This window comes from Hyphomonas sp. CY54-11-8 (assembly GCF_000682735.1).
GTDB lineage: Bacteria > Pseudomonadota > Alphaproteobacteria > Caulobacterales > Hyphomonadaceae > Hyphomonas.
The window spans coordinates 77,605-97,658 of sequence record NZ_AWFD01000023.1 but is presented as its reverse complement, the minus strand read 5'-3'; the positions used below and the strand labels follow the sequence as shown (position 1 = coordinate 97,658).

The following is a 20,054-nucleotide window of genomic DNA, read 5'->3' as shown; positions in this document are numbered from 1 at the left end:
ATCTCGACGAAAAGAAAGAAGGCCGCTCCAGATGGAGCGGCCTTCGCCTTTTTGCCGGGCTTTAGGAGGAGCTACCAGCGCAAGGTACCTTCGAGGAAGACTTTCCGGCCTTCGCCCAGTGACTGGAACGAGGACAGCACCTGGTAGGCGTGCTGAATGGTCAGCTCATCAGTCAGGTTCCGGCCAACCAGTGCGACTTCCCAACGATCATCTGCCGATCCGATTGCCAGGCGGGCGTTCAGCTTGGTAAAGGCGTCCTGGAAGCCGGCTGGATCGAAGTCCTGGCGAACATAGTATTCGCTGGAATAGTACCCATCGACCTTGGCATCGAGGACGAGGTTCGGCGTGATGTTTTTCGTCCATGCCGCTCCGATGTTCAGCTCGACTTCCGGGGCGCGTTCAATCTGGCGGCCGCTGAGGTCTCCCTGACCGTCCACGCAGGCCGGATCTTCCTGAGTTCCGTCAGATGCGATCGGGCACTGGGCGTTCTTGAACTCGTCGAACGTCGCATCCGTGAAGGCAGCCGATGCGTTAAAGGTCAGATTGTCCGTTGCGAGCCACTGGCCTTCGAGTTCGACGCCCTTCACTTCAGCCGACGCCGCGTTTCCGATGATGAAGCGCGTGCCGTCATAGGACGAGGTCTGCATATTGTCGAACTTCATCAGGAAAGCTGCGGCGTTCAGGCTGACCCGTCCATCGGCCAGGAACATTTTCGTCCCGACTTCATAACTGTCAGCCTCTTCGCCCTCGAAATCGAACACGCCATTTCCTTCCGACAGGGTGATCCCGTCGTTTAGCTCGGCTGCCGTCAGCGAGGAAACGCCGGCGTATTTCGAGAGGAAAGCGGAGTCCTTGGACAGAAGGATCGTTCCAAGAGCGTCGTCATTCGCTTTCATGCCACCCGGCTTCGAGCCGGTCGAGAATGCGGCATACATGCTAACGTCATTGTTCATCTCGTACAGGAGGCGGATGGATGGATCGGTGTTCGTGTCCGACCGGGACTCGTAGAAGATGAACTCCGGATTGCTGCGCAATGGCGCATTCGGATTGAAGACGAGGTTCACCAGATCCGGCAGGTCTGCATGGCGGTTCTGCGCCCGGGCATCCTGGTCTTCCTTGGTGTAGCGCAGGTCCCCGATCAGGCTCAGCTTGTCGGTGAGGTGCCAGGTCAATTGTCCGTAGAGCGACACCGTGTCCGTTTCGCGATGGAATTCTCGGAGTGACGCAACGGCTCCGTCGATCTGGCTGTACGCGATCGCGGGCACGCCGACCGTCGCGTAGAACCCCGGAGAATAGGCGCTGTACTGGAACGTATCGACTTCCGAGTTGTGATAGAGGCCACCAACGATGTACTCGAACGTGTTGCCGGTCGGGGAGAGCAGGCGTGCCTCGAAGGATTTCTGCTCATAGTCATCACCGATTGAGGTGTTGAGCAGGTGTTCCGGCACACCGTCGACATCCAGGTACCGTTCAGACTCTGTCTGCCAGTAGTTGCCGATCAGCTCCAGCTTGTGCTCTCCGATCATCGAAGAAAGCGATGTCGTGAAAGCGAGGGAATCCAGATCGTCATATTCCGGGACCGGAACGCCCGTCGCGGCATACCGCACCTGATCAGCGTTCGTCTCGATATAGGCCGGATTGATCGGTGCCGTCGGAGACAGCAGTGCGCCTGCGGTGACCAGCTGGTTGCGGCGGCCGTCGACGGAGTTTGAGCCGCCCTCGACTTTTGCGAACAGCATCGTATCCGGCGTGATGTCCCATTCCAGGCTTCCGCGTGCGCCCCAGGCGTCTACGGAGTTGTCGTCGTTGCCAGTGAAGGCGTTCTTCACGTCGCCGTCGAGATTTTTCGTCTGGAACGCCAGGCGTCCGCGGACTGTATCGGAGAGCGGTCCGGAAATGGCGCCGGAGGTCCGATAGCCGCCGTCTTCAAGTTCGATGCCGGCATTGGCATAGGCTTCAAACGTGCTTGTCGGCCGGGCGCTGGAAACCGTGATGGCCCCTGCGATCGTGCTTTTCCCGAACAGGGCGCCTTGAGGGCCGCGTGCGACTTCGACCGCGCCGACATCCATCAGACCGGTCTCCAGACAGCTGGAGCGGCCGCAATAAACGCCGTCATTGAAGATGCTGACCGAGGAGTCGAACGCAATGTTCGTAACGCCGGAACCGAGGCCACGGATACGCACGGCCCAAGAGCCGAACGTCTTCTGGACGGTCAGGTTGGGAACGAAATTCTGCAGGTCCGTCAGGTCGGCAACCTGGTAGTCCGCAATGGTTTCACCCGTGACAACGCCGATGGAGATCGGTGCGTCCTGCAGGGTCGTATCCCGCTTGGTGGATTGAACGATCACGGCCTGCAGGCGGCGGGCGCCATCTTCGCTGGTCGTGTCTTCCTGCGCATGGGCAGGGGCAGCCAGGGCGATCGCGACGGTTCCGAGGACGGCGCCGACGACAGCTCGGCTGGATGAGCCGTAGAGCTTCTGTTTCATGGTTGTTACCTCCCTCATCCCGGAAACACCGGGGGTGCCGGTTAGATCCGGCTACCAGAATTTTCTTGTCATGAGCAACTTTTTCTAATGCCCACTAAAATACAAACCGGGCAGAAAGTTTTTGCAAGTGGTTTTGTAAAGTTTTTGGACTTTTTCTCTCGGCGTGATCGTCGTGTCACACCCGGCAAGTCCCCCAGTATGAAGCCAAGTGCCTGCAGGTGTCGGCCAAATGGTTTTTATGTCTTGCTAAGAAAATCTAGAGTGTACTAAATAAACCATTGGGGTCCCGGAAACGTAGGGCGTGTCGGGGCAGAGGGTGTCGCGTGCACCTTCCGCGCTTGGGAAACACGGCAGGGATAACGATATGAGCGCACCGGATAAATGGCATTTTGACCGTCAGCTTCGACATCAGCTGAAGCGGGACATGCTGTTGAAGGTGGCAGCGCAGTGCTTCAACGAAAAAGGCACGAGCGGCACCTCCTTGAAAGACGTGGCCCGGCAATTGGGGATCACCGACGCCGCGGTCTACTACTATGTCAAGAACAAGGAAGAGCTGATCTATCTCTGCTACAGCCGCGCGCTGGACATTGGTGGCGCCGCGCTCGACCGCGCGCTGGAAGAAGGTGAAACCGACCTCGAAAAACTCCAGCTTTATATCCAGTATCAGGTTGAGGCGGTCTGTGGCGATGAAGGCCCGGTGGCCATGCTTTCCGAAATCCCAGCGCTGTCCAAGGCGCACAAGGATGAACTGCTGAAACGGTCGCGGGAACATACAAGACGGATAACGGCAATCATCGATGCCGGCATAAAGGCAGGCGAACTGAAGGCCGACAATTCCGCCATGGTCAGCAATGCGATCCTCGGTGCTGTGAACTGGGTGCCTAAATGGTTCCGGCCGAGTGCCTCCAACAAGGGCGAGGAAGTCGCGGCCGTTTTCGCGAAATCACTGACGATGGGCCTGAAGGTCTGAGTAAAAAATACAGAGGGAAAAATGGACAAGACGGTGACAACGCCTCAGGGACCTTTGGCGGGACTTCGTGTCCTGGAACTGGGCCAGCTGATTGCGGGGCCATTCTGCGCGCAGCTTTTCGGGGACATGGGCGCCGATGTCATCAAGGTGGAGCCGCCGGGGCAGGGTGATCCACTCCGCACCTGGGGGCGCACGGGATACCCATTGCTGTGGTCTGTTTGCGCGCGCAACAAGCGATGCATCACGGCCAATCTGCGGGAAAAAGAGGGCCAGGACATCGTCCGCCAGCTGGTCCGTCAGGCTGATTTCATCGTCGAGAATTTTCGTCCGGGGACGATGGAAAAATGGGGGCTCGGCTACGAGGACCTCAAGAAGGAGAATCCATCGATCATCATGATCCGGATTTCCGGTTACGGTCAGACGGGCCCGTATTCCAAGCGTCCCGGCTATGCCTCGGTCGGGGAGGCAATGGGCGGGGTGCGCTACCTGATGGGTGAACCTGACCGGAAGCCATCACGCGCCGGTATCTCGCTCGGCGACACGCTGGCGGGAACTTTCGCCACTGTGGGCGCACTTGCTGCACTCCATCATCGGGAAAAGACAGGGGAGGGGCAGGTCGTCGATGCCGCGATCTACGAATCCATCCTGGCCATCATGGAATCGCTCGTGCCGGAATACACGATCGAGAACTATACGCGTGAGCGCTCCGGATCGTACCTGCCGGCAATTGCACCGTCGAACATCTATGATGGGTCGGACGGTATGGTGATCATCGCCGCCAACCAGAACACCGTGTTTGCACGGCTGTGCGATGCCATGGGCCGGCCGGAGCTGAAAGACGATCCACGATACGCGACCCATGTCGCGCGCGGTGAGAACCAGGTGGGGCTGGATGATCTCATCAATGACTGGACCAAGACCCGCACGATTGATGAGGTTGAGGCCGTCATGATCGAGCACGCCGTGCCGGTCGGGAAAGTTTACCGGGCTCGCGACATGCTGGACGATCCGCATTACGCTGCCCGTGAAGCACTGGTGGACCTTGCGAGCGAGCGCTGGGGCACGATCAAGATGCAGAACGTCTTCCCGAAACTGTCATCTACGCCGGGGTCTGTACGTTGGACCGGGCCGGAAAAGCTCGGCGAACATACTGAGCAGGTGCTGACGGAACTGTTGGACCTGACGCCGGAGCAGATCGAAAAATTGCGCAGCAGCGGGATCGTCTGAGTGCGGACCCTTAAAGGGTGCGCGCGATGATCAGCTTCATGACTTCCGAGGCGCCGCCATGGATCGTGTCGATGCGCGAGTCCCGGAACAGCTGGGCGATCGGGTATTCGTTCATGTAGCCATAGCCACCAAAAAGCTGCAGGCAGCGGCTGATGCTGGCGACCTCAGTCTCTGAAATCCAGAGCTTTGCCATGGAGGCGGTCACGGCATCCAGCTCGCCCCGCAAATGCTTGTTGGTGCACTGATCGATAAAGGCGCGTCCGACGGTTGCCTGAGTCTTGATGTCAGCAAGAGTAAACTGCGTGTTCTGCAGATCCATCAGCGTTCTTCCGAAGGCGTTGCGTTCCTTGGTATAGTCGATGGTCAGCTGGAGGGCACGTTCCAGCATGGCCAGCCCCATGGCGGCAATGACGAGCCGCTCCTGCGGAAGCATCGTCATCATCTGCTTGAAGCCTTCACCCGGCACGCCGCCCAGCAAATTGTCTTTCGGAACCCTGACGCCTGAAAAGAACAGTTCCGATGTGTCCTGTGCATCCCGGCCGATCTTGTCGAGATTCCGGCCGCGCTCGAATCCCTCTGCGTCGCCGGGCACGACAATCAATGAAACACCTTTCGCGCCATCGCTGCCCGTCCGGCAGGCGACGACAACGAGGTCGGCCGTCTGACCGTTCGATATGAATGTCTTCTGGCCGTCGATCACCCATTCGTCGCCGTCCAGCCGCGCGCGGGTGCGCAAATTGGCGAGATCCGATCCGCCGGAGGGTTCCGTCATTGCGATGGCCAGCACGATGTTTCCGGCGACCACACCGGGCAGCCAGGCCTGTTTCTGGGCTTCGGTGGCATAGGCGGTCAGGTAAGGCGCAACGATCATATTGTGGACGGCCACGCCCCAGCCTTCCAGGCCGCGGGCGCCCATCTCCTCGATCAGGATACGTTCGTGGCGGAAGTCACCGCCAAGCCCACCATACGCTTCCGGAACGGTCGCGCCCAGCATTCCGAATTCCCCGGCCTTGCGCCAGAGGTCCCGCTCAACCACCTTGTCTGCATTCCATTGCGCCACCTTTTCCGGCGGCGCATTCGCATCCAGAAATCGCGACACGCTCTCGCGGAACATGGACAGGTCTTCTTCGGCAAACTGGCTGCCGCCGGCATGTGGGGTCATTGAAATCGCTTTCAGGTATTGTTTGGGACAAGTGAGTTGCGCAGGTCCTGTCGTAGCACTTTGCCAGTCGCATTGCGTGGCAGGGCGCTGACCTCGAAAATCCGAGTCGGGCATTTGTAATGCGCGAGCTGCTGACGGCAGAGCGCGAGCGTGGCGTCAGGGGCGAACCGTGTTCCGGTCACTGGCACAATCGCGGCCACCACGCGTTCACCCCATTTCGGGTCGGGCACTGAGAAGACGGCGGCATCCGCCACGCCAGGCAGGCCGGACAACACCTTCTCCACTTCGACCGGATAGACGTTTTCCCCACCTGTAATGATCATGTCCTTCAGCCGGTCGGTCACCGTCAAAAAGCCATCCGTATCAATGTGCCCGACATCGCCTGTGCTCAGCCAGCCCTCCGCGTCCGCGACAGGGGCAACCGTCCCATCGGCTGACCAGCGAACGGCTGCCGGATAGGGCAGGCGGACGAGAATTTCGCCCGTCTCATCGGGTGCCACATCCAGCCCGTCGGCGTTGGTAATACGAATTTCCACGCCAGGCCCCGCTGTGCCTGTCGCCTGATTGACCCTTGGGTCTGGATTGCGGTGTGCGGACGGCGGCAAATGGGTGATCGGGCCGATTGTTTCGGTCATGCCGTAGACCTGCGTGAACTCGCACCCAAATGTGTCGAGGCAGGCCTTCAGCAGCGATGGCGCGATGGGGGAGGCACCATAGCCCACCATTTTCAGTTGGCCCTTCGGAATCTGGCGCGCCTCATTCTCCTTGAGCAAATCGGAGAGGATCGCCGGCACCCATTGGGCGTGCGTCACGCCCAGCTGCTCCATGGCATCGAACATGGTGGCCGGGCTGGCCTGGGAGAGCTGGATCTGCGTCATCCCGCCCGCGAGACCATACAGCGTCCAGGACCAGCCTGCTGTGTGAAACACGGGCGCAACAATCAGGAGACGCGCGTCTGGTGTGAAGGCCAAGGTGTTCGGCGCGAACATCATCCGGTCTGCACTTTCACTTGTGTAGGCGAGGGCCTTTGGTTCTCCCGTCGTGCCGGAGGTGAAGAACAGGGTGGAAATGTCGCCAGGTTCGGAACGATCGACAGCTTCCGTGCTGGCTCCGGTGACAAACGCGCCAAGCCCGGCTTCTGTATCGACGAACCGGAATCGACTGGGCACACTGCCCGCAAATTCGGTGTCACCGACGATAAGCGCAGGTTCGGTCCGATCGAGAATGCGGGTGAGTTCGACCGGAGAGAGGCGCCAGTTCAGTCCTGTCAGGACGGCGCCCGCCCGGCGCGCAGCCAGCAGCACGATGGGGAAGATGAGACTGTTCCGGCCAAGCCAGGCGAGGCGGTCCCCTTTCTTCATTCCGAGCCTGTCCAGCGCATTTGCGAGCCGGTCTGCGCATGTGTCCAACTCCCGCCAGCGGAGGCTGCCGGTCATGCCCAGTACTGCCGGCGCATCCGGCTTCCTCTGTGCAAAGTGCCTGACTTGCGAGGAGAGCGTCGCGGTGTCGCCAAGTAGGCGGAGTCCCGTCCATTCGGATGCTGATGCCATGTGAGCCCGCCTGTCCTGAGCGCATGCGCTGGTTGGTCGTTGCGGGCAGGTGAGGCGAGAGAGTGTGCCCGGTTCAGGCCCGGTGTGACGCCGGCCCGTTTCTCTGCGGGCAGATCCTCTTTCGCGTCCTCCCCGACGCTTTGGAAAGCATTACGTGCGGAAAACATAATCGTCAAGTTTATTGACAATAATTCGCTCCGAGCTTAAGCAGCGTCAAAATGATCAGGGAGGTGATTGAAAATGCTCGAACCCATCCGGATGTTTCTGGGGGAATATTATCTCCAGCTGAAATTCATCCATCTCACCGCCGTGATGGTGTGGGTGTGGAGTACATCTGTCGCCTATGCCTTCTACCTTGTGCCGGTCTTCAAGGCGTGGCGCCGGAACCCGACGGATCAGGAAATCGTCCGTCTCCGGAATTGGATGATGGAGCGATTCGACCAGGGCGCTTCCTATGAGCACTTTGCCTTTCCAGTCATCCTGATCACCGGCCCACTCCTGTTCTGGGCAGGCGGGTTCAATGCGCATGTCGGCTGGTTGATGCTGAAGCTCCTGTTCGTCGCAGGCATCTTCATTCCGATTGAGGTGACCGACTATTATCTCGCCCATTTCGGCGGAGCGAAGCACCGCTATCGCGAAGCAGGGGACGCCGTCGGATATGAGCGGGCGGTGCAGCACCATTGGTGGTTCCTGCTGCTCTCCAGCCCGGCCATCATGGTGTCTGCCATGATCGTTCTCTACCTCGCCATTACCAAACCATTCTGATCTGCAGGGGAGGACCCATCATGACCGACCAACCAAGTTCGATCGCAAGTGAAGAGATTTCTGCAAGTATCCCGTTTTCCGGGACGCCGGCTAAATATTTAAAGATATGCGTGCTCGGTAGCATCGGAATTCATGCCTATCTGTTCTTCGGTTACTGGGCGATCAAGGTGTTCCTGGCCCACGAGCCCTGGCCGAATGGCTGGCTCGTTCTTGTGCTGGCCATTGCCTCAACGGTTTGGTTTGCCTGGTACAGCTATCGCTGGATCATGCGGCTCGATGCGCAATATGGCCGGGGCAGCGGGTGGATTCAGGAGCCCGTGACCGTCAAGCTGCCATGGGAAAAGCTCAGCCGGAAGAAGAAGGGCTGACCCGTCAGCTTCCTACTTGCCGCGAACTTCCACCGCCGTGGCCGGGAAGTCAGCCCATATGCCATCCACGCCTGCGTCAAAGAGCACTTTCAGTTCGTCACGGCTACCCGTGAAAGGGGCATCCGGGCGGTCGTCCCGCACCGTGTAGACATGCACCAGCAGGCCGGCGTCGTGGGCGCGGGCGACGAAGTCTGTCGGCTGGCCATGCTTGCCGAGCACATAGGAGACATCGGCGCCAACGCCGTCAGTCGTCATGGCATCGAGATCGTATTCGAGCCCCATCATGGAGGCGTAGGGGGCGCCAACCATGTTCTGGATCAACGGCAGGTCGCTCTTTTCTGCGACTTCAGCCAGGAAGGGCGGTTCGAAGCATTGGATGTAGACCGGGATGCCGGCCTCCTTCAGGCCTTTGGCTTTCATCGCGTCGAGGATCGGATCGGCGAGGCCCTTGCCAATGGAGGCGTAGTGGCTTGGCCATTTGGCTTCCACATGCAGCCCGACGATATTGCCCTTTTCGGCTTCGGCGAGGACCAGGTCCATGACCTCGTCGAAGGTGACGAGGTCCAGCGTGTCATTGTACTCCATCGAGCGGCCTTCGAATTGCTGGCGCGCTTTCAGGGTCTGGATTTCTGCGAACGTGAAATCATCCGCCCACCAGTCTTCCTGTTCGCCGAACGGCATCTGGCGCGCGACTTTGCGGTCGGCGAATTCGGGATGGTCTGCGATGTCAGTTGTGGCGGACAGGTAGAGGTCATGCCGGGCGATCAGGACGCCGTCCGACGTCATGACAAGGTCCGGTTCGATAAAGTCAGCCCCCTGCGCGATGGCTGCCTTGTAGGCCATCATCGTGTGTTCGGGGTAGAGGCCGCTGGCGCCGCGGTGCGCGATCACAATCGGGCGCTCGCCGGTGAGCGTGTTCCAGGCCTGAGCCGGGGCTTCGGCAGCAGGCGCGCTGGCGCAGGCCGCGAGAACGAGAATGGAGGCGGAGATCAGTCGTTTCATGTTGGGCGCTTTCCGGAAGAGGGGAGCGTGCCGGGAGAGCGAACCCCTCCCGGCACGGGTCGAGGGTCAGAATTTGACGTAGACGCCGGCTTTCACCATCTGCGGCTTGCCGCGGATGATTGTGTGCAGGCCGAAGGCACCGCCGGTGTTGCCGACATCAATCAGGTATTCTTCATCGAAAATGTTCTCGCCGAGGACATAGGCGCCCCAGCGCTGGCTGGCCGCATCAAAGCCGACGCGCAGGTTCGCAACGCCATAGGCGTCCTGCGATTCTTCCACCACGGTACCATCCGGATACATTTCCGGAATGCGGATGAAGCCGCCATTGCCGTCCGCCGCATAGTCGAATCCATTGTCATCCTCGAAGTAGTGCTTGCTCTTCCAGATATAGCTCGGGATGATCGAGATTTCGCCATGCTCACCCATTGGCACAGTGATGTCGGCGGCCAGCGAGAAGCTCTGTTCCGGGCTCAGGCGGAACTTGTTGCCGGCAAATTGCAGCGGGTTCCCATTGTCGTCCTTCTTGTCGTATTCCGAATGCGTGAAGGCATAGGTTGCCAGCAGGCGGACATAGTCATTGACCAAGGCCTGGCCGTCGAATTCGAGGCCGTATTGCGTTGCGTTACCGGAGTTCTCGGTAATGAACACGCCGTTGATCGGATCGAAGCGTGTCGTCTGAAAGTCCTTGTACTGTCCATAATAGACAGAGCTGGTCATCTGCAGGCGGTCGTCGAAGAAGCGTCCGAAGATACCGGCTTCGACATTGTCCAGCGTTTCTGCGTCGATCAGGCTGTAATTCGCGCCCGAGGCTGACAGGACTTCCGGGCGGCGGCCGCGGCCATAGGCGACCCAGGTGTTGATGTTGTCGGAGACGCGATAAGCGGCGTTGAGACGCCAGGTGAACGCGCCATCCGTGCTTTCCGAAGCCGAAGCCAGCTGATCGAGCGTGTCGGCGCTCAGCAGCAGGGTCGACTGCATGGTCACGCCGTTCAGGCCGCCGAAGCCGAGCAGGTAGGGATTGGTCTTCAGCGCATGGCCGATCGTGCTCGCGCGGATGTCTTCCTTTGTGTAGCGAAGACCGGCGGTCAGCTTCAGGCGGTCGGAGACGGCATAAGTGACATCGCCGAAGAGGTCATACGTGTCGCGGCTGTCGGTCGACAGCGACTGTTCAAGATGCTCGCCATAAAGCGGCACGAGCTGGTTCATCAACAGGGCAGCAAGGGCTGAATACTGGAGCGGTGTATCGAAGCTGCCGAAATTCTGCGCGTCCGGCACGCCCAACAGGGCGAGGTAGCCTTGCGCTTCGGTCACTGTCAGCCCAGCGGCGCCGGCCAGTGTCGGGGCGAACAGCGACTGGGCGTAGGCTTCGTCGGTCGAGAAGCGCAGCTCCGCCTTGTTGTCGATGGTGAAATAGTTGCCGCCGAAGAAGGCCGTCAGCTTGCCACCGGCATCATAGTTCACGCGCAGTTCCTGGCTGAACGTGTTGGCCTTCTGGGCCTGGTAGAACTGGAGCAGGTTGAACGCTGCACCATCGGAGTCCCAGGCTTCCTTGGAGAAGAGGTTGCGATAGTCGGTGAGCGAGGTCAGCGACCAGGCATCATTGATGTCATATTCGATGTTGGAGGTGATGTAGAAAAGCTCGCGGTCGTTACCGAGCTTGCTGCGTACCTGATCCGAATTGATGTTCATGGCGGTGGCGCCAAACGGGTCGACCTTGCCATTGACCGGGAAGAAGCCGGAGGTGAACTGCGTGCCGGTGGAATCGTCTTCCTGGTAGTTCACGAAAATGTCGGCGGTCAGTTGGTCGGTCGGGGCCCAACGCAGTGCGGTGCGTACCGCGGTCGTGTCCTGACCCATAAGATCCGGCGAGTTGGCAGTGTTCGGAACATAGCCGTCCATCTGCTTGAGCTGGCCGGCGACACGAAGGGCGAGCGTGTCGTTGATGGCCCAGTTGTAGTGACCTTCGGCGCGGACGGAACTGTAGTCGCCGGCCTCCAGCGTGGCCGCGCCTGAATTGCCTTCCAGTGACGCGCGGTTCTGGATGAAGTTGATGCCGCCAACCAGGGCGCCCTGGCCGAACAGCGTCGCCTGCGGGCCTTTCACGACCTCGACGCGTTCCATGTCGAAGATGGCGAGGTTTGCGCCATAGCCTGGATTGCCGACGGCGACGCCGTTCTGGAAGAGGGCGACGCGGGGAATGCCGCTGTCGGAGACGACGCCGCGCAGCGAGTAGCTTGGGGCGTTCAGGCTTTGCGCCTGGACCTCGAGGCCCGGCACGAAATTGCCGAGGTCTTCGATGTCATCTGCGGCCAGCTTGTCGATAAGGTCCTGGTTGGTGACGGAGACGTTGATCGGAACATCGATGAGCGTCTGCTCCTGTTTCTGCGTCGTTACAGTGACGGTTTCGAGCCGGCGGTCGGTTTCGGCAGCATCCGGGTCAGCAAAAGCGACGAACTGGCTGGAGAGGGAGAGAGCTGCAATTGCAGTTGCAGAACGAAGATGACGATTCATGAGAAGCCCATTCCTTGTTGCGGCGCACAATTTGCCGCTTGGAGGGCTGGCTACTTTTTTTCCGTGGCAAGCTTCAAATCAAAGTTTTGCGAAGGCGCTTCTGTATAAATTCCGTATACGAAGTAGAAGTGTTTTGGAATTCTGCACGATAATATGGCAAGTGCGCAGCCTGCCCGGTCAGGCACTTTGTGACACTTGTTGAAGGAAATGAGACGGGGCTCTGTAAGTGATACGTAGACGGCGTGACGCATTCTTGAAAACCAATCCGCTTCGGGTGAAATTGGGGGCTCCATGATCACGGAAAGTGGAAATCGGCCGCCAGCGCGTTGATCCCGTGTCGGGCGATCGGGGTGCGACAGGGATGACCAGTTTTCCGGCAATTAAGGGGCCGCAAACATACAGAAAGCTGGCAGTGCCCGGCCCGGGCGACTGCACATTCCAGCCGGCCTGTTGCCAATGCAACACGGTCCGGCCGGGCGGCTCACGCAAGAAACTGTCATGCGAGGACGTTAGAGCCTTCCCGGAACAAGACCCCGCGCTGCGCACCTGGTGCGCCCGGAATATATTCAGGAGACAGATGAATGTGCCTATCAGCTCTTGCGCGCCAGCCTGTGATCTCGTCTGCGCTGATTTCCCTCACGGCGCTGGCGGCGGCCTGCACCAGTGCGGCGCCGGGCGTCCAGCCTGTCGAGGCACCGGTCATCGACCATGCGTTCACCATCGCCGTTCTGCCGGATACCCAGAACTATCTCGATTACACCCACCAGACGGCCGAAGGCTTTCCCTTCGATGCGAGCGAGATGTTCCTCGAACAGATGCAGTTTGTCGCCGACAATCTGGAATCCGAGGGCGGCGAGATCGCATTCGTCTCGTCGCTGGGCGACGTCTGGCAGCACCAGACGCTGGGCATGGATGAGGAGCACAGGGCGCGCGGGTTTGAACGGGTGGCCAATCCGATCATGGATGCGCATTTTGCCCCGACGGACAAAGTGAAAACGGTCGAGATGCCGAAAGCTCATGAGGGCTTTTCGCTGATCGCCGGCAAGACGCCATTCTCCGTTGTGCCGGGCAATCACGACTATGATTCCATGTGGACGTCGGCGAAGTTCCCGCCTCAGTCCAAAGGGCCGGCAGACATCGACCCGAATGATCTGAAAACGTCGCTCGGTGTGGTGCATCCTGGCGGGCTCGACAATTTCCGGTCCGTGTTCGGCGCCGAGACCGCCTTCTTCAAGGGCCAGCCCTGGTATGTCGCCTCGCATGAGGGCGGCGCGGACAGCGCGCAGCTGTTCGAGGCGGGCGGCTATCGCTTCCTTCATATCGGCCTCCAGTTCGATCCGCCGGATGCCTCGCTGGAATGGGCCGCGTCGGTGATCGCGCAATATCCCGGCCTGCCGACGATTGTCTCCACGCATGACTATATGACCAGGGAAGGGGAGCGCCTGCCGAACCCGATCGTCGACGGGCATGCGGTCGATCCGATCAACAACAGCCCGGAAATGGTCTGGGAAAAACTGATCAGCCAGCACGACCAGATTTTCCTCGTCCTCTGCGGTCATGAACATGGCCAGGCCTGGCGCGTGGACGACAACGCCTTCGGTCATTCTGTCTGGCAGGTGCTGGCGGACTATCAGGACCGCGGCCAGACGGCAAAGGATGCCGGCGTGCAGTCGGCCTGGCCGGTCGGCATCGGCGATGGCTGGATGCGCCTGATGAGTTTCGACATGGGCAAGGATGCGCCGGAGCTGACCGTTGAAACCTATTCGACCTATTACCGCAAGCAGAGCCGGGACATGGCCGAGTATGCCGACTGGTACAAGCCGGGCGAGAAGCCGGACCTCTCCGACGAGGCTTTCCGTGACGAAGATGATTATGTGCTCGTGCTGGACGATTTCCGGTCGCGTTTCGGCTCGCCATAGTCCGGCATAGTCCGTTATAGTCCGATCTTGATCATGCTGTGATCCGGCCAGGTCCGGCATGATCTGCCACTGATCTGTGGCTGCATGACACAGTTGTCATTCTCACATGTCTGTGAGCTTTCTCCGGTCCAGTATGTGGTACCGATCCAGCCGTTCCGGACTCATGTCGCTGCTCAGCGCTGTCGCGCTGATGGCCATGGTCGTGCGCGGCCTGGTTCCGGCCGGTTACATGCTGGCCACTGCAGACACGCCGGGTGATTTCGTCAGCATCGTCATCTGTCACGGTGACGGCACGGACGGTACGCAGGCCCTGCTGGACCTGAAAAACGGCAAGATCGTCGATCCGGAGGAGCTTCCGGGCCAGACGGACGACGGCAAGAACCAGGCCTGTCCGTATGCCATGTCGGCGCATTTCACGCCGCCCGAGGTCTCTGGCAATCTGGCGGGACCTGTTGAAGCGCCTGCACGTTTCCTGACGAATTTCGACTATGTCGTTCCCGGCCGTGGCCTCGCTGCCCCGCCGCCGCCTGCCCGCGGGCCGCCCCTCAGCATCTGATTCCCTTCGCGCGCGCATGTCTGCCGACATGCGCATTGGTGCGCCTGGCCAGGCCAGGTGCGTCCGGAATCGGATGAATTTCAATGCACAACAATCTGATCGCAGCCCGCGACAGGCTGCAGGGTCCTCAAACTTGGGACCATGACATGACCCGGCTCACCGCTGGTCAAGATAATGAACGGATCTGGCTGGATGCCGTCATCACGCCGAACGTTTCCCTCAACAACCGGGTCGCCCTGACCCTGGCGGCATCCCTGATCCTGCCGGGCAGCCTGATTTGCCTGGCGACCGCGTGGATGGGGGCGTGGATGGTCACCCCACTCGTCTTCCTGTCGGAGGTCGCCCTTGGCGTCATGATCCTCTGGCACGCCCGGTCGCTCGGCCAGTACCGCCAGCGCGTCTGCCTGACCGATACGGCCCTGTTTGTCGAAACACGCAGTCGGGATGCCGAGGCTGTGATCCGGTCGGATCTGTCACCGCACTGGCTGCGCATCGATCGCGTCAATGACACCGGCTGCGGGTGCGATGCTGTGCGGCTGCGGGCAGGGCCCCGGCATGTGGACGTCGGCACCGTCCTGTCTCCTCCTGAACGCGCTTCGCTGGCCGATGCCATTGAAGCCGCTCTCCAGAATCGTCGCCGTGGCCAGTCGCTGGCGGCCTGAACTCCTCTCAGAAAGCAATGAAAATGAAACACGCACTCCTTTGCAGTACAGCCACTATGCTCTTCACCTCGGCTGGCTTCGCGCTCCCTGCAGCTGCCCAGGCTCCCACCGAACTTCCGCCTATCGAGGCGCAGGATGCCGGACCGGCCGCAACCGGGGACGTTGCCGCCAGCGGCACGGAAGTCACGGGCAGCAGCATCGAGGCAGGTCTTGCGATATCGTCCGATGCGCTCCAGCTGATTTCCCGAGTGCCGGGCGTCGCGCTTCAGTCGAATGGCGGGATTGCCTCGCTGCCGGTGTTGCGCGGTCTCGCAGATGACCGCGTCGGCGTCCTGATCGATGGCCAGCAGGCCACGAACTACTGCCCGAACCACATGAACCCCGTTTCCTCCTATATCGACGCCTCTCGTGTCGAGCGGGTCGTCGTGACACCGACCCTGTCTCCGGTCAGCATGGGCGGTGACAATATCGCCGGCATCATCTCGATCGAGACCCGGGCGCCGGCATTCTCCGATGGCGGCATCGAGATCTTCGGCGAGGCCGGGGCGACCTATCGCAGTGTATCGAACGGCATCGGCGCCTCGCTGCAGGCCAATGCCGCGGGTGAGAAAGTCAGCGCGCGCTATGAGGCGAGCTGGAACAAGGCGGACAATTACAAGTCCGGTTCCGGTGATGAGGTCCGTTCCACGCTTTACCAGAATTACGACCAGTCACTTCTGCTGGCGGCGCGTCCGGCCGACGATGTGTTGTTCTGGGTTCGGATCAGCCAGCAGGGCGTGCCCTATGAGGGCTTTGCCAACCAGCGCATGGACCTTACCGATAACAAGAGCAGCAGCGTGCAGGTGCATGGCGAAGGCCCGCTCGGCGCAGGCATCCTGACGGCGGAAGCCTCCTGGCGTAGCGTCGACCATGAAATGAATTTCCTGTCCGACAAGGGTGGCGCCGCGACCGGCGGTATGCCGATGATCACCGAAGGTGAGGATACATCGCTCAAAGTGTCCTACGACACACCCGTCGAGGGTGTCGGGCAGATCCGGGTTGGCGCGGAAATGTTCCGCGCCTCCATGGATGATTACTGGCCTGCCGTTCCCGGTCACATGATGATGTCACCCCTCGATTATGTGAACATCAATGACGGCGAACGCAACCGCACGGGCGTTTGGGGTCAATGGGAAGCCAAGCCTGCACCGGCCTGGTCGACCCTGATCGGGCTGCGCTACGAAAGCGTCGAAATGGATACCGGCGAGGTCCAGCCTTATTCCTGGACCAGCATGATGAGCATGCCGGATGCGATGGCGGCCATGGCCTTCAACGCGGCAGACCGTGCACGGGAAGACGACAATATCGATGTCACGGCCAAGGCGACCTGGCGCCCGAGCGACTCTGTCGCAGTGGAATTCGGTGCAGCGCAGAAGACCCGATCCCCGAACCTTTACGAGCGTTACGCCTGGGGTCGGGGCTCCATGTCGAGCTCCATGACCAACATGACCGGCGATGGCGCCGGCTATGTTGGCGACATCGATCTTGAGCCGGAGGTTGCGCGCAGCCTGGCCGCAACGCTCGACTGGTCCGATGGTCTCGAAAATGGCCGTGTGCTGCGGGTTTCCGGCTGGGCCAGCTATGTCGAGGATTATATCGATGCTGACAGGATCGGCACACTCCGTGATGGATTGCCCATGCTCCAGTTCGCCAACCATGAAGCGGAGCTTTATGGTTTCGAAGCCGCCGGCGGCATGCCGCTCTGGCAGACCACCTATGGCGACACGCGCCTTTCCGGCACGGTCAGCTGGGCGAAGGGTGAGAATAAGGACACCGGCGACAACCTCTACAACATCGCTCCGCTCCAGGGCCTATTCGCGCTGGAGAACCGTAAAGGTGCCTGGACGCAGGCGCTTGAAGTGGAACTGGTCGATGAGAAGGATGACATCAGCGCAGTGCGTCAGGAACTCAGGACGCCGGGCTATGTCCTGATCCATCTGAGGGCAGGGGGCGAGATTGGCCGGGTGCGCTTTGCCGCTGCCGTCGAAAACCTGCTCGATCAGGACTACGACCTGCCGCTCGGCGGGATTGCCTTCGGCGATTACAAATATGGTGGCCGGGTCGATCCGTTCCACCAGGTCGCCGGTCCGGGCCGGTCGTTCAATCTCAGCGTCAACGTCGCCTTCTGACGTGCTGCGGAGGGTTCTCACCTCCAGCTATATGGCGGGCGTGGCTTTGGCTGCGCTCGCCCATGGCGGCTTGCTGGCGGGTGTCTTCCTGCTGGCGCCCGCCGGGCCGTCCGGTCTTGGCACGAAGCATGATGTGTTTCTTGTCAGCCTCGTCGAGGAACCTGTGGCAGCACCTGCGCCCGTGCCCGAGCTGAAGCCGCCGGCAAAGGAACTGCCACCTGCGGTACCTGAGAAAGTGGACGTTCCGGATATGTCGACTGCCGAAGTCCAGCCGAGGCCCGCGCCGGCCCCTGCACCTGAGCCAGTAAAAACGATGGAAGAGACGCCGGTCCTTCTGGCATCAGACCCCGCCGCTGAACCGGCCGTGAGCGCGCGGGACTCCGGCCCAGCCTCCGTAACCCTTGCCCCAGACACCCCGCCGCAAGTGGCAGAACCGGGCCTGACCGGAGAACCGGCCGCCTCATCCGGAACAGCACCTCCCAGCGGAGACGGAAAGGCGGTGCGGGATGCCTATCTGCGCGATGTACGCCAACAACTTGCCCGTCATGCCCCGCGAGGCGTTCGGGGGGCCGGGAACTGCGAGGCCGAGTTCCGCTTGTCCCGAAACGGCGAAGTCATTTTCGTCGGGATTAAGAGCAGCAGCGGCAGCCGGCTTTATGACCGGCGGTGCCTGAAGGCGGTGACCGCCGCTGTGCCGTTTCCAGAGGCGCCCGATGGCGCTGCCGAGACGGATCTCCGCTTCACGATCGTGATGCAGCAGAAGCGCTGACGTTCTGCTTGCGGATCAGAGGCCGCCGGGCAGCTTCGATGCCATCATGGCCTTGCGGTCGAAACGCCGGCCATCGGCAATAAACGTCCCGTCGCCGACAGCGTGAAGCATGCGCTGTTCCTTGCGCGTGTCATCGCGCCAGGCTGCGAGGCTTTCAAGGATGACGATGCCGTGAGGTTCGATAATTTCCTCCACGCGGCATTCGATATTTGCGAGGCAGTTTCCGAGCAGAGGTGCGGCGACGTGCTTTGCCCTTTTTGGGGTGAGGTCGAACTTTGCAAACTTGTCGGTGTCGGCGCCGGAACAAGTACCGATGCCGATCACTGTATCGATCATGTCGGCCGTGGGGATTGCCACCACACACTCGCGTGTGTCGCGGAGCGCAAGGAAGGAATGGTTCCATGGGCCGGTCGTGATGGCGATGCGCCCTGAAAAATCGAGCACCATGGTCCAGGTGATGGTCATGACGTTGGGATTGCGGCCATCATGCGTGGTGACGAGGGTGACGGGGCCGGGCTCGATCAGCGTGAAGGCCCGGCTGAGCTTGATGCGTTTCATTTGAGGGCCTCACGATCCTGCGCATTTCCCAAAAAATTGTGTCAACAAGCCATCCGTTGCCGGACAAATGGGCATATGCGGCCTACATTTTGCCCAAGTGCAGGTGTTGGTAAATGAACGCCTTAATCAGGCATGTCTTTTAATTAATCTTAACGCTTGTGATGGATGGTCACAATCGTTAGCCAAAACGTGTCCCGTATTAACCATGATGTCCAAGGTTCTGCCGACCTCTTTCTGTTTCCTCGCGGCCTGCGCTGTTGCCTTCCTGCCTGCGCAAGCCGACGTGCTGCTGTCTTCGGCTTCGGTCGAGAAAGTGGTCTCGATGGAATATGAGGACGGATCGACGGAGACGGAATACGTGCCGACCGAAGCGGTCGAGCCCGGCGAAGAGCTCGCCTATGTGGTCAGCTTCCGCAATGATGGTGCCCAACCGGCTGACAGCGTCGTGATGACCATCCCGGTGCCGGAAGACATGGTCTATGTCGACGACTCGGTGATCGCCGACAATGCGGCCGTGGATTTCTCGGTCGATGGCGGAAAATCCTTCGCGCCGCGCGATGATCTGATCATCGAGGATGGCGAAGAGACCCGTATGGCGTCAGCCGACGAGATCACGCATGTACGCTGGACCTTTGCGCGGATGACCCCTGGCGAAGAAGGCATGCTGGCCTTCCATGCCATCCTGAACTGAATACAGCCGTCAGAAGCCCTGCATTGACCGGTGTGCCCGCCCTGGCGTAACGCCGGAGCCATGACTCGTGTGAAGATCTGTGGCCTCAAGGATCCGGACCTCGTGCGCCTGTGTGCGGCGGAGGGGGCGGACTGGGTCGGCTTTGTCTTTGTCGAGGCCAGCCCGCGCCATGTCACACCTGAGGCAGTCGAGACCCTGCTGCTGGGTGTCGGCAGATCGGTGCCGGTCGCCCTGCTGGCCAACGCGGACGATGCCCTGATCGACCGGGTGACTGCGACAGGTATCCGCGTGCTTCAGCTGCACGGACAGGAATCGCCGGAGCGCGTGGCCGAGATCCGCGCCCGCACCGGATGTGAGGTCTGGAAGGCATTTGGTGTGGAAACGGCGGAGGATCTTGCCGGGGCAGGGGCATTTGCTGCCGCTGACCGGCTTTTGATCGATGCAAAACCCCCGACGGATGCCGACCGCACCGGCGGGCATGGGCAGGCGTTCGACTGGTCCATCCTGAAAGGCTGGACGGCGCCGAAGCCATGGATCCTCGCCGGAGGTCTGACGCCGGAGAATGTGGCCGGCGCGATCACTGCGACAGGTGCGCCGGCGGTCGACGTCTCCTCTGGCGTGGAGCGGCTACGGGGGCTAAAGGACAAGGAGCTGGTGCGGGCGTTTCTCCGCGCTGCCAAAGAGGTCTGA

17 protein-coding genes are annotated in these 20,054 nt (G+C 60.6%); 11 read left to right on the top strand and 6 right to left on the bottom strand.

The features are described from left to right. Positions 1–71 precede the first annotated feature (71 nt). The gene (locus HY17_RS11690; RefSeq protein ID WP_034766707.1) at positions 72–2,486 is read right to left on the bottom strand and encodes a TonB-dependent receptor; all 2,415 of its coding nucleotides are present in this window, start codon (positions 2,484–2,486) and stop codon (positions 72–74) included. 364 nt (positions 2,487–2,850) lie between these two features. On the opposite strand from HY17_RS11690, the gene HY17_RS11685 reads away from it, so the two are divergent. Further along, the gene (locus HY17_RS11685) at positions 2,851–3,456 is read left to right on the top strand and encodes a TetR/AcrR family transcriptional regulator (RefSeq protein WP_034766706.1); all 606 of its coding nucleotides are present in this window, start codon (positions 2,851–2,853) and stop codon (positions 3,454–3,456) included. 21 nt (positions 3,457–3,477) lie between these two features. Next, positions 3,478–4,683, top strand: coding sequence for a CaiB/BaiF CoA-transferase family protein (locus tag HY17_RS11680; protein ID WP_034766705.1), 1,206 nt, complete (start codon positions 3,478–3,480; stop codon positions 4,681–4,683). 10 nt (positions 4,684–4,693) lie between these two features. Here HY17_RS11680 and HY17_RS11675 read toward each other — a convergent pair whose 3' ends face one another. Together HY17_RS11675 and HY17_RS11670 are read right to left on the bottom strand one after the other, a co-directional pair. Further along, positions 4,694–5,845 (bottom strand): acyl-CoA dehydrogenase family protein, encoded by a 1,152-nt coding sequence (locus HY17_RS11675; RefSeq protein WP_034766704.1) that lies wholly within the window; start codon positions 5,843–5,845, stop codon positions 4,694–4,696. Between the two features lie 11 nt (positions 5,846–5,856). Then, positions 5,857–7,395 carry an AMP-binding protein gene (locus tag HY17_RS11670; RefSeq protein WP_081813114.1) on the bottom strand — a complete coding sequence of 513 codons (1,539 nt, stop codon included), beginning with the start codon at positions 7,393–7,395 and terminating at the stop codon, positions 5,857–5,859. Between the two features lie 240 nt (positions 7,396–7,635). On the opposite strand from HY17_RS11670, the gene HY17_RS11665 reads away from it, so the two are divergent. Both HY17_RS11665 and HY17_RS11660 read left to right on the top strand, forming a co-directional pair. Then, entirely contained in the window at positions 7,636–8,160 is a 525-nt protein-coding gene (locus HY17_RS11665; RefSeq protein WP_034766703.1) for a hypothetical protein, read from the top strand. A gap of 20 nt (positions 8,161–8,180) precedes the next feature. After that, on the top strand, positions 8,181–8,528 hold the full coding sequence (locus HY17_RS11660; RefSeq protein WP_034766702.1) for a hypothetical protein: 348 nt from the start codon (positions 8,181–8,183) through the stop codon (positions 8,526–8,528). Positions 8,529–8,540: 12 nt separating this feature from the next. Here the strand turns inward: HY17_RS11660 and HY17_RS11655 are convergent, their stop codons facing one another. Beyond that, positions 8,541–9,530 (bottom strand): glycerophosphodiester phosphodiesterase family protein, encoded by a 990-nt coding sequence (locus HY17_RS11655; protein ID WP_034766701.1) that lies wholly within the window; start codon positions 9,528–9,530, stop codon positions 8,541–8,543. Between the two features lie 66 nt (positions 9,531–9,596). Then, positions 9,597–12,041, bottom strand: a complete 2,445-nt coding sequence (locus tag HY17_RS11650; protein WP_034766700.1) for a TonB-dependent receptor — start codon at positions 12,039–12,041, stop codon at positions 9,597–9,599. A 581-nt stretch (positions 12,042–12,622) separates the two neighbouring features. Between HY17_RS11650 and HY17_RS11645 the strand changes: the two genes are divergently transcribed. The 5 genes from HY17_RS11645 (at position 12,623) to HY17_RS11620 (ending at position 18,115) form a co-directional block, all read left to right on the top strand. Next, positions 12,623–13,960, top strand: coding sequence for a serine/threonine protein phosphatase (locus HY17_RS11645; protein ID WP_051600030.1), 1,338 nt, complete (start codon positions 12,623–12,625; stop codon positions 13,958–13,960). Between the two features lie 163 nt (positions 13,961–14,123). After that, a complete protein-coding gene (locus HY17_RS11640) occupies positions 14,124–14,516 on the top strand; it encodes a DUF2946 family protein (RefSeq protein WP_034766699.1) in 393 nt (130 codons plus the stop codon). A gap of 83 nt (positions 14,517–14,599) precedes the next feature. Next, positions 14,600–15,178, top strand: a complete 579-nt coding sequence (locus HY17_RS19460; protein ID WP_051600029.1) for a DUF2244 domain-containing protein — start codon at positions 14,600–14,602, stop codon at positions 15,176–15,178. Between the two features lie 23 nt (positions 15,179–15,201). Then, positions 15,202–17,346 carry a TonB-dependent receptor gene (locus HY17_RS11625; protein ID WP_175354459.1) on the top strand — a complete coding sequence of 715 codons (2,145 nt, stop codon included), beginning with the start codon at positions 15,202–15,204 and terminating at the stop codon, positions 17,344–17,346. A gap of 1 nt (position 17,347) precedes the next feature. Beyond that, the gene (locus HY17_RS11620; protein ID WP_197020276.1) at positions 17,348–18,115 is read left to right on the top strand and encodes a TonB family protein; all 768 of its coding nucleotides are present in this window, start codon (positions 17,348–17,350) and stop codon (positions 18,113–18,115) included. A gap of 15 nt (positions 18,116–18,130) precedes the next feature. Here HY17_RS11620 and HY17_RS11615 read toward each other — a convergent pair whose 3' ends face one another. Beyond that, positions 18,131–18,673, bottom strand: coding sequence for a flavin reductase family protein (locus HY17_RS11615; RefSeq protein ID WP_034766695.1), 543 nt, complete (start codon positions 18,671–18,673; stop codon positions 18,131–18,133). A gap of 205 nt (positions 18,674–18,878) precedes the next feature. On the opposite strand from HY17_RS11615, the gene HY17_RS11610 reads away from it, so the two are divergent. Both HY17_RS11610 and HY17_RS11605 read left to right on the top strand, forming a co-directional pair. Then, positions 18,879–19,364 (top strand): DUF11 domain-containing protein, encoded by a 486-nt coding sequence (locus tag HY17_RS11610; protein ID WP_051600025.1) that lies wholly within the window; start codon positions 18,879–18,881, stop codon positions 19,362–19,364. 60 nt (positions 19,365–19,424) lie between these two features. Further along, positions 19,425–20,054, top strand: coding sequence for a phosphoribosylanthranilate isomerase (locus HY17_RS11605; RefSeq protein WP_034766694.1), 630 nt, complete (start codon positions 19,425–19,427; stop codon positions 20,052–20,054).

What these genes read in the sequence shown, in the direction of transcription:
- HY17_RS11690 (WP_034766707.1), bottom strand. Translation starts at nt 2,486, where the DNA reads ATGAAACAGAAGCTCTACGGCTCATCCAGCCGAGCTGTCGTCGGCGCC.
- HY17_RS11685 (WP_034766706.1), top strand. Translation starts at nt 2,851, where the DNA reads ATGAGCGCACCGGATAAATGGCATTTTGACCGTCAGCTTCGACATCAG.
- HY17_RS11680 (WP_034766705.1), top strand. Translation starts at nt 3,478, where the DNA reads ATGGACAAGACGGTGACAACGCCTCAGGGACCTTTGGCGGGACTTCGT.
- HY17_RS11675 (WP_034766704.1), bottom strand. Translation starts at nt 5,845, where the DNA reads ATGACCCCACATGCCGGCGGCAGCCAGTTTGCCGAAGAAGACCTGTCC.
- HY17_RS11670 (WP_081813114.1), bottom strand. Translation starts at nt 7,395, where the DNA reads ATGGCATCAGCATCCGAATGGACGGGACTCCGCCTACTTGGCGACACC.
- HY17_RS11665 (WP_034766703.1), top strand. Translation starts at nt 7,636, where the DNA reads ATGCTCGAACCCATCCGGATGTTTCTGGGGGAATATTATCTCCAGCTG.
- HY17_RS11660 (WP_034766702.1), top strand. Translation starts at nt 8,181, where the DNA reads ATGACCGACCAACCAAGTTCGATCGCAAGTGAAGAGATTTCTGCAAGT.
- HY17_RS11655 (WP_034766701.1), bottom strand. Translation starts at nt 9,530, where the DNA reads ATGAAACGACTGATCTCCGCCTCCATTCTCGTTCTCGCGGCCTGCGCC.
- HY17_RS11650 (WP_034766700.1), bottom strand. Translation starts at nt 12,041, where the DNA reads ATGAATCGTCATCTTCGTTCTGCAACTGCAATTGCAGCTCTCTCCCTC.
- HY17_RS11645 (WP_051600030.1), top strand. Translation starts at nt 12,623, where the DNA reads ATGTGCCTATCAGCTCTTGCGCGCCAGCCTGTGATCTCGTCTGCGCTG.
- HY17_RS11640 (WP_034766699.1), top strand. Translation starts at nt 14,124, where the DNA reads ATGTCGCTGCTCAGCGCTGTCGCGCTGATGGCCATGGTCGTGCGCGGC.
- HY17_RS19460 (WP_051600029.1), top strand. Translation starts at nt 14,600, where the DNA reads ATGCACAACAATCTGATCGCAGCCCGCGACAGGCTGCAGGGTCCTCAA.
- HY17_RS11625 (WP_175354459.1), top strand. Translation starts at nt 15,202, where the DNA reads ATGAAACACGCACTCCTTTGCAGTACAGCCACTATGCTCTTCACCTCG.
- HY17_RS11615 (WP_034766695.1), bottom strand. Translation starts at nt 18,673, where the DNA reads ATGAAACGCATCAAGCTCAGCCGGGCCTTCACGCTGATCGAGCCCGGC.
- HY17_RS11610 (WP_051600025.1), top strand. Translation starts at nt 18,879, where the DNA reads ATGATGTCCAAGGTTCTGCCGACCTCTTTCTGTTTCCTCGCGGCCTGC.
- HY17_RS11605 (WP_034766694.1), top strand. Translation starts at nt 19,425, where the DNA reads ATGACTCGTGTGAAGATCTGTGGCCTCAAGGATCCGGACCTCGTGCGC.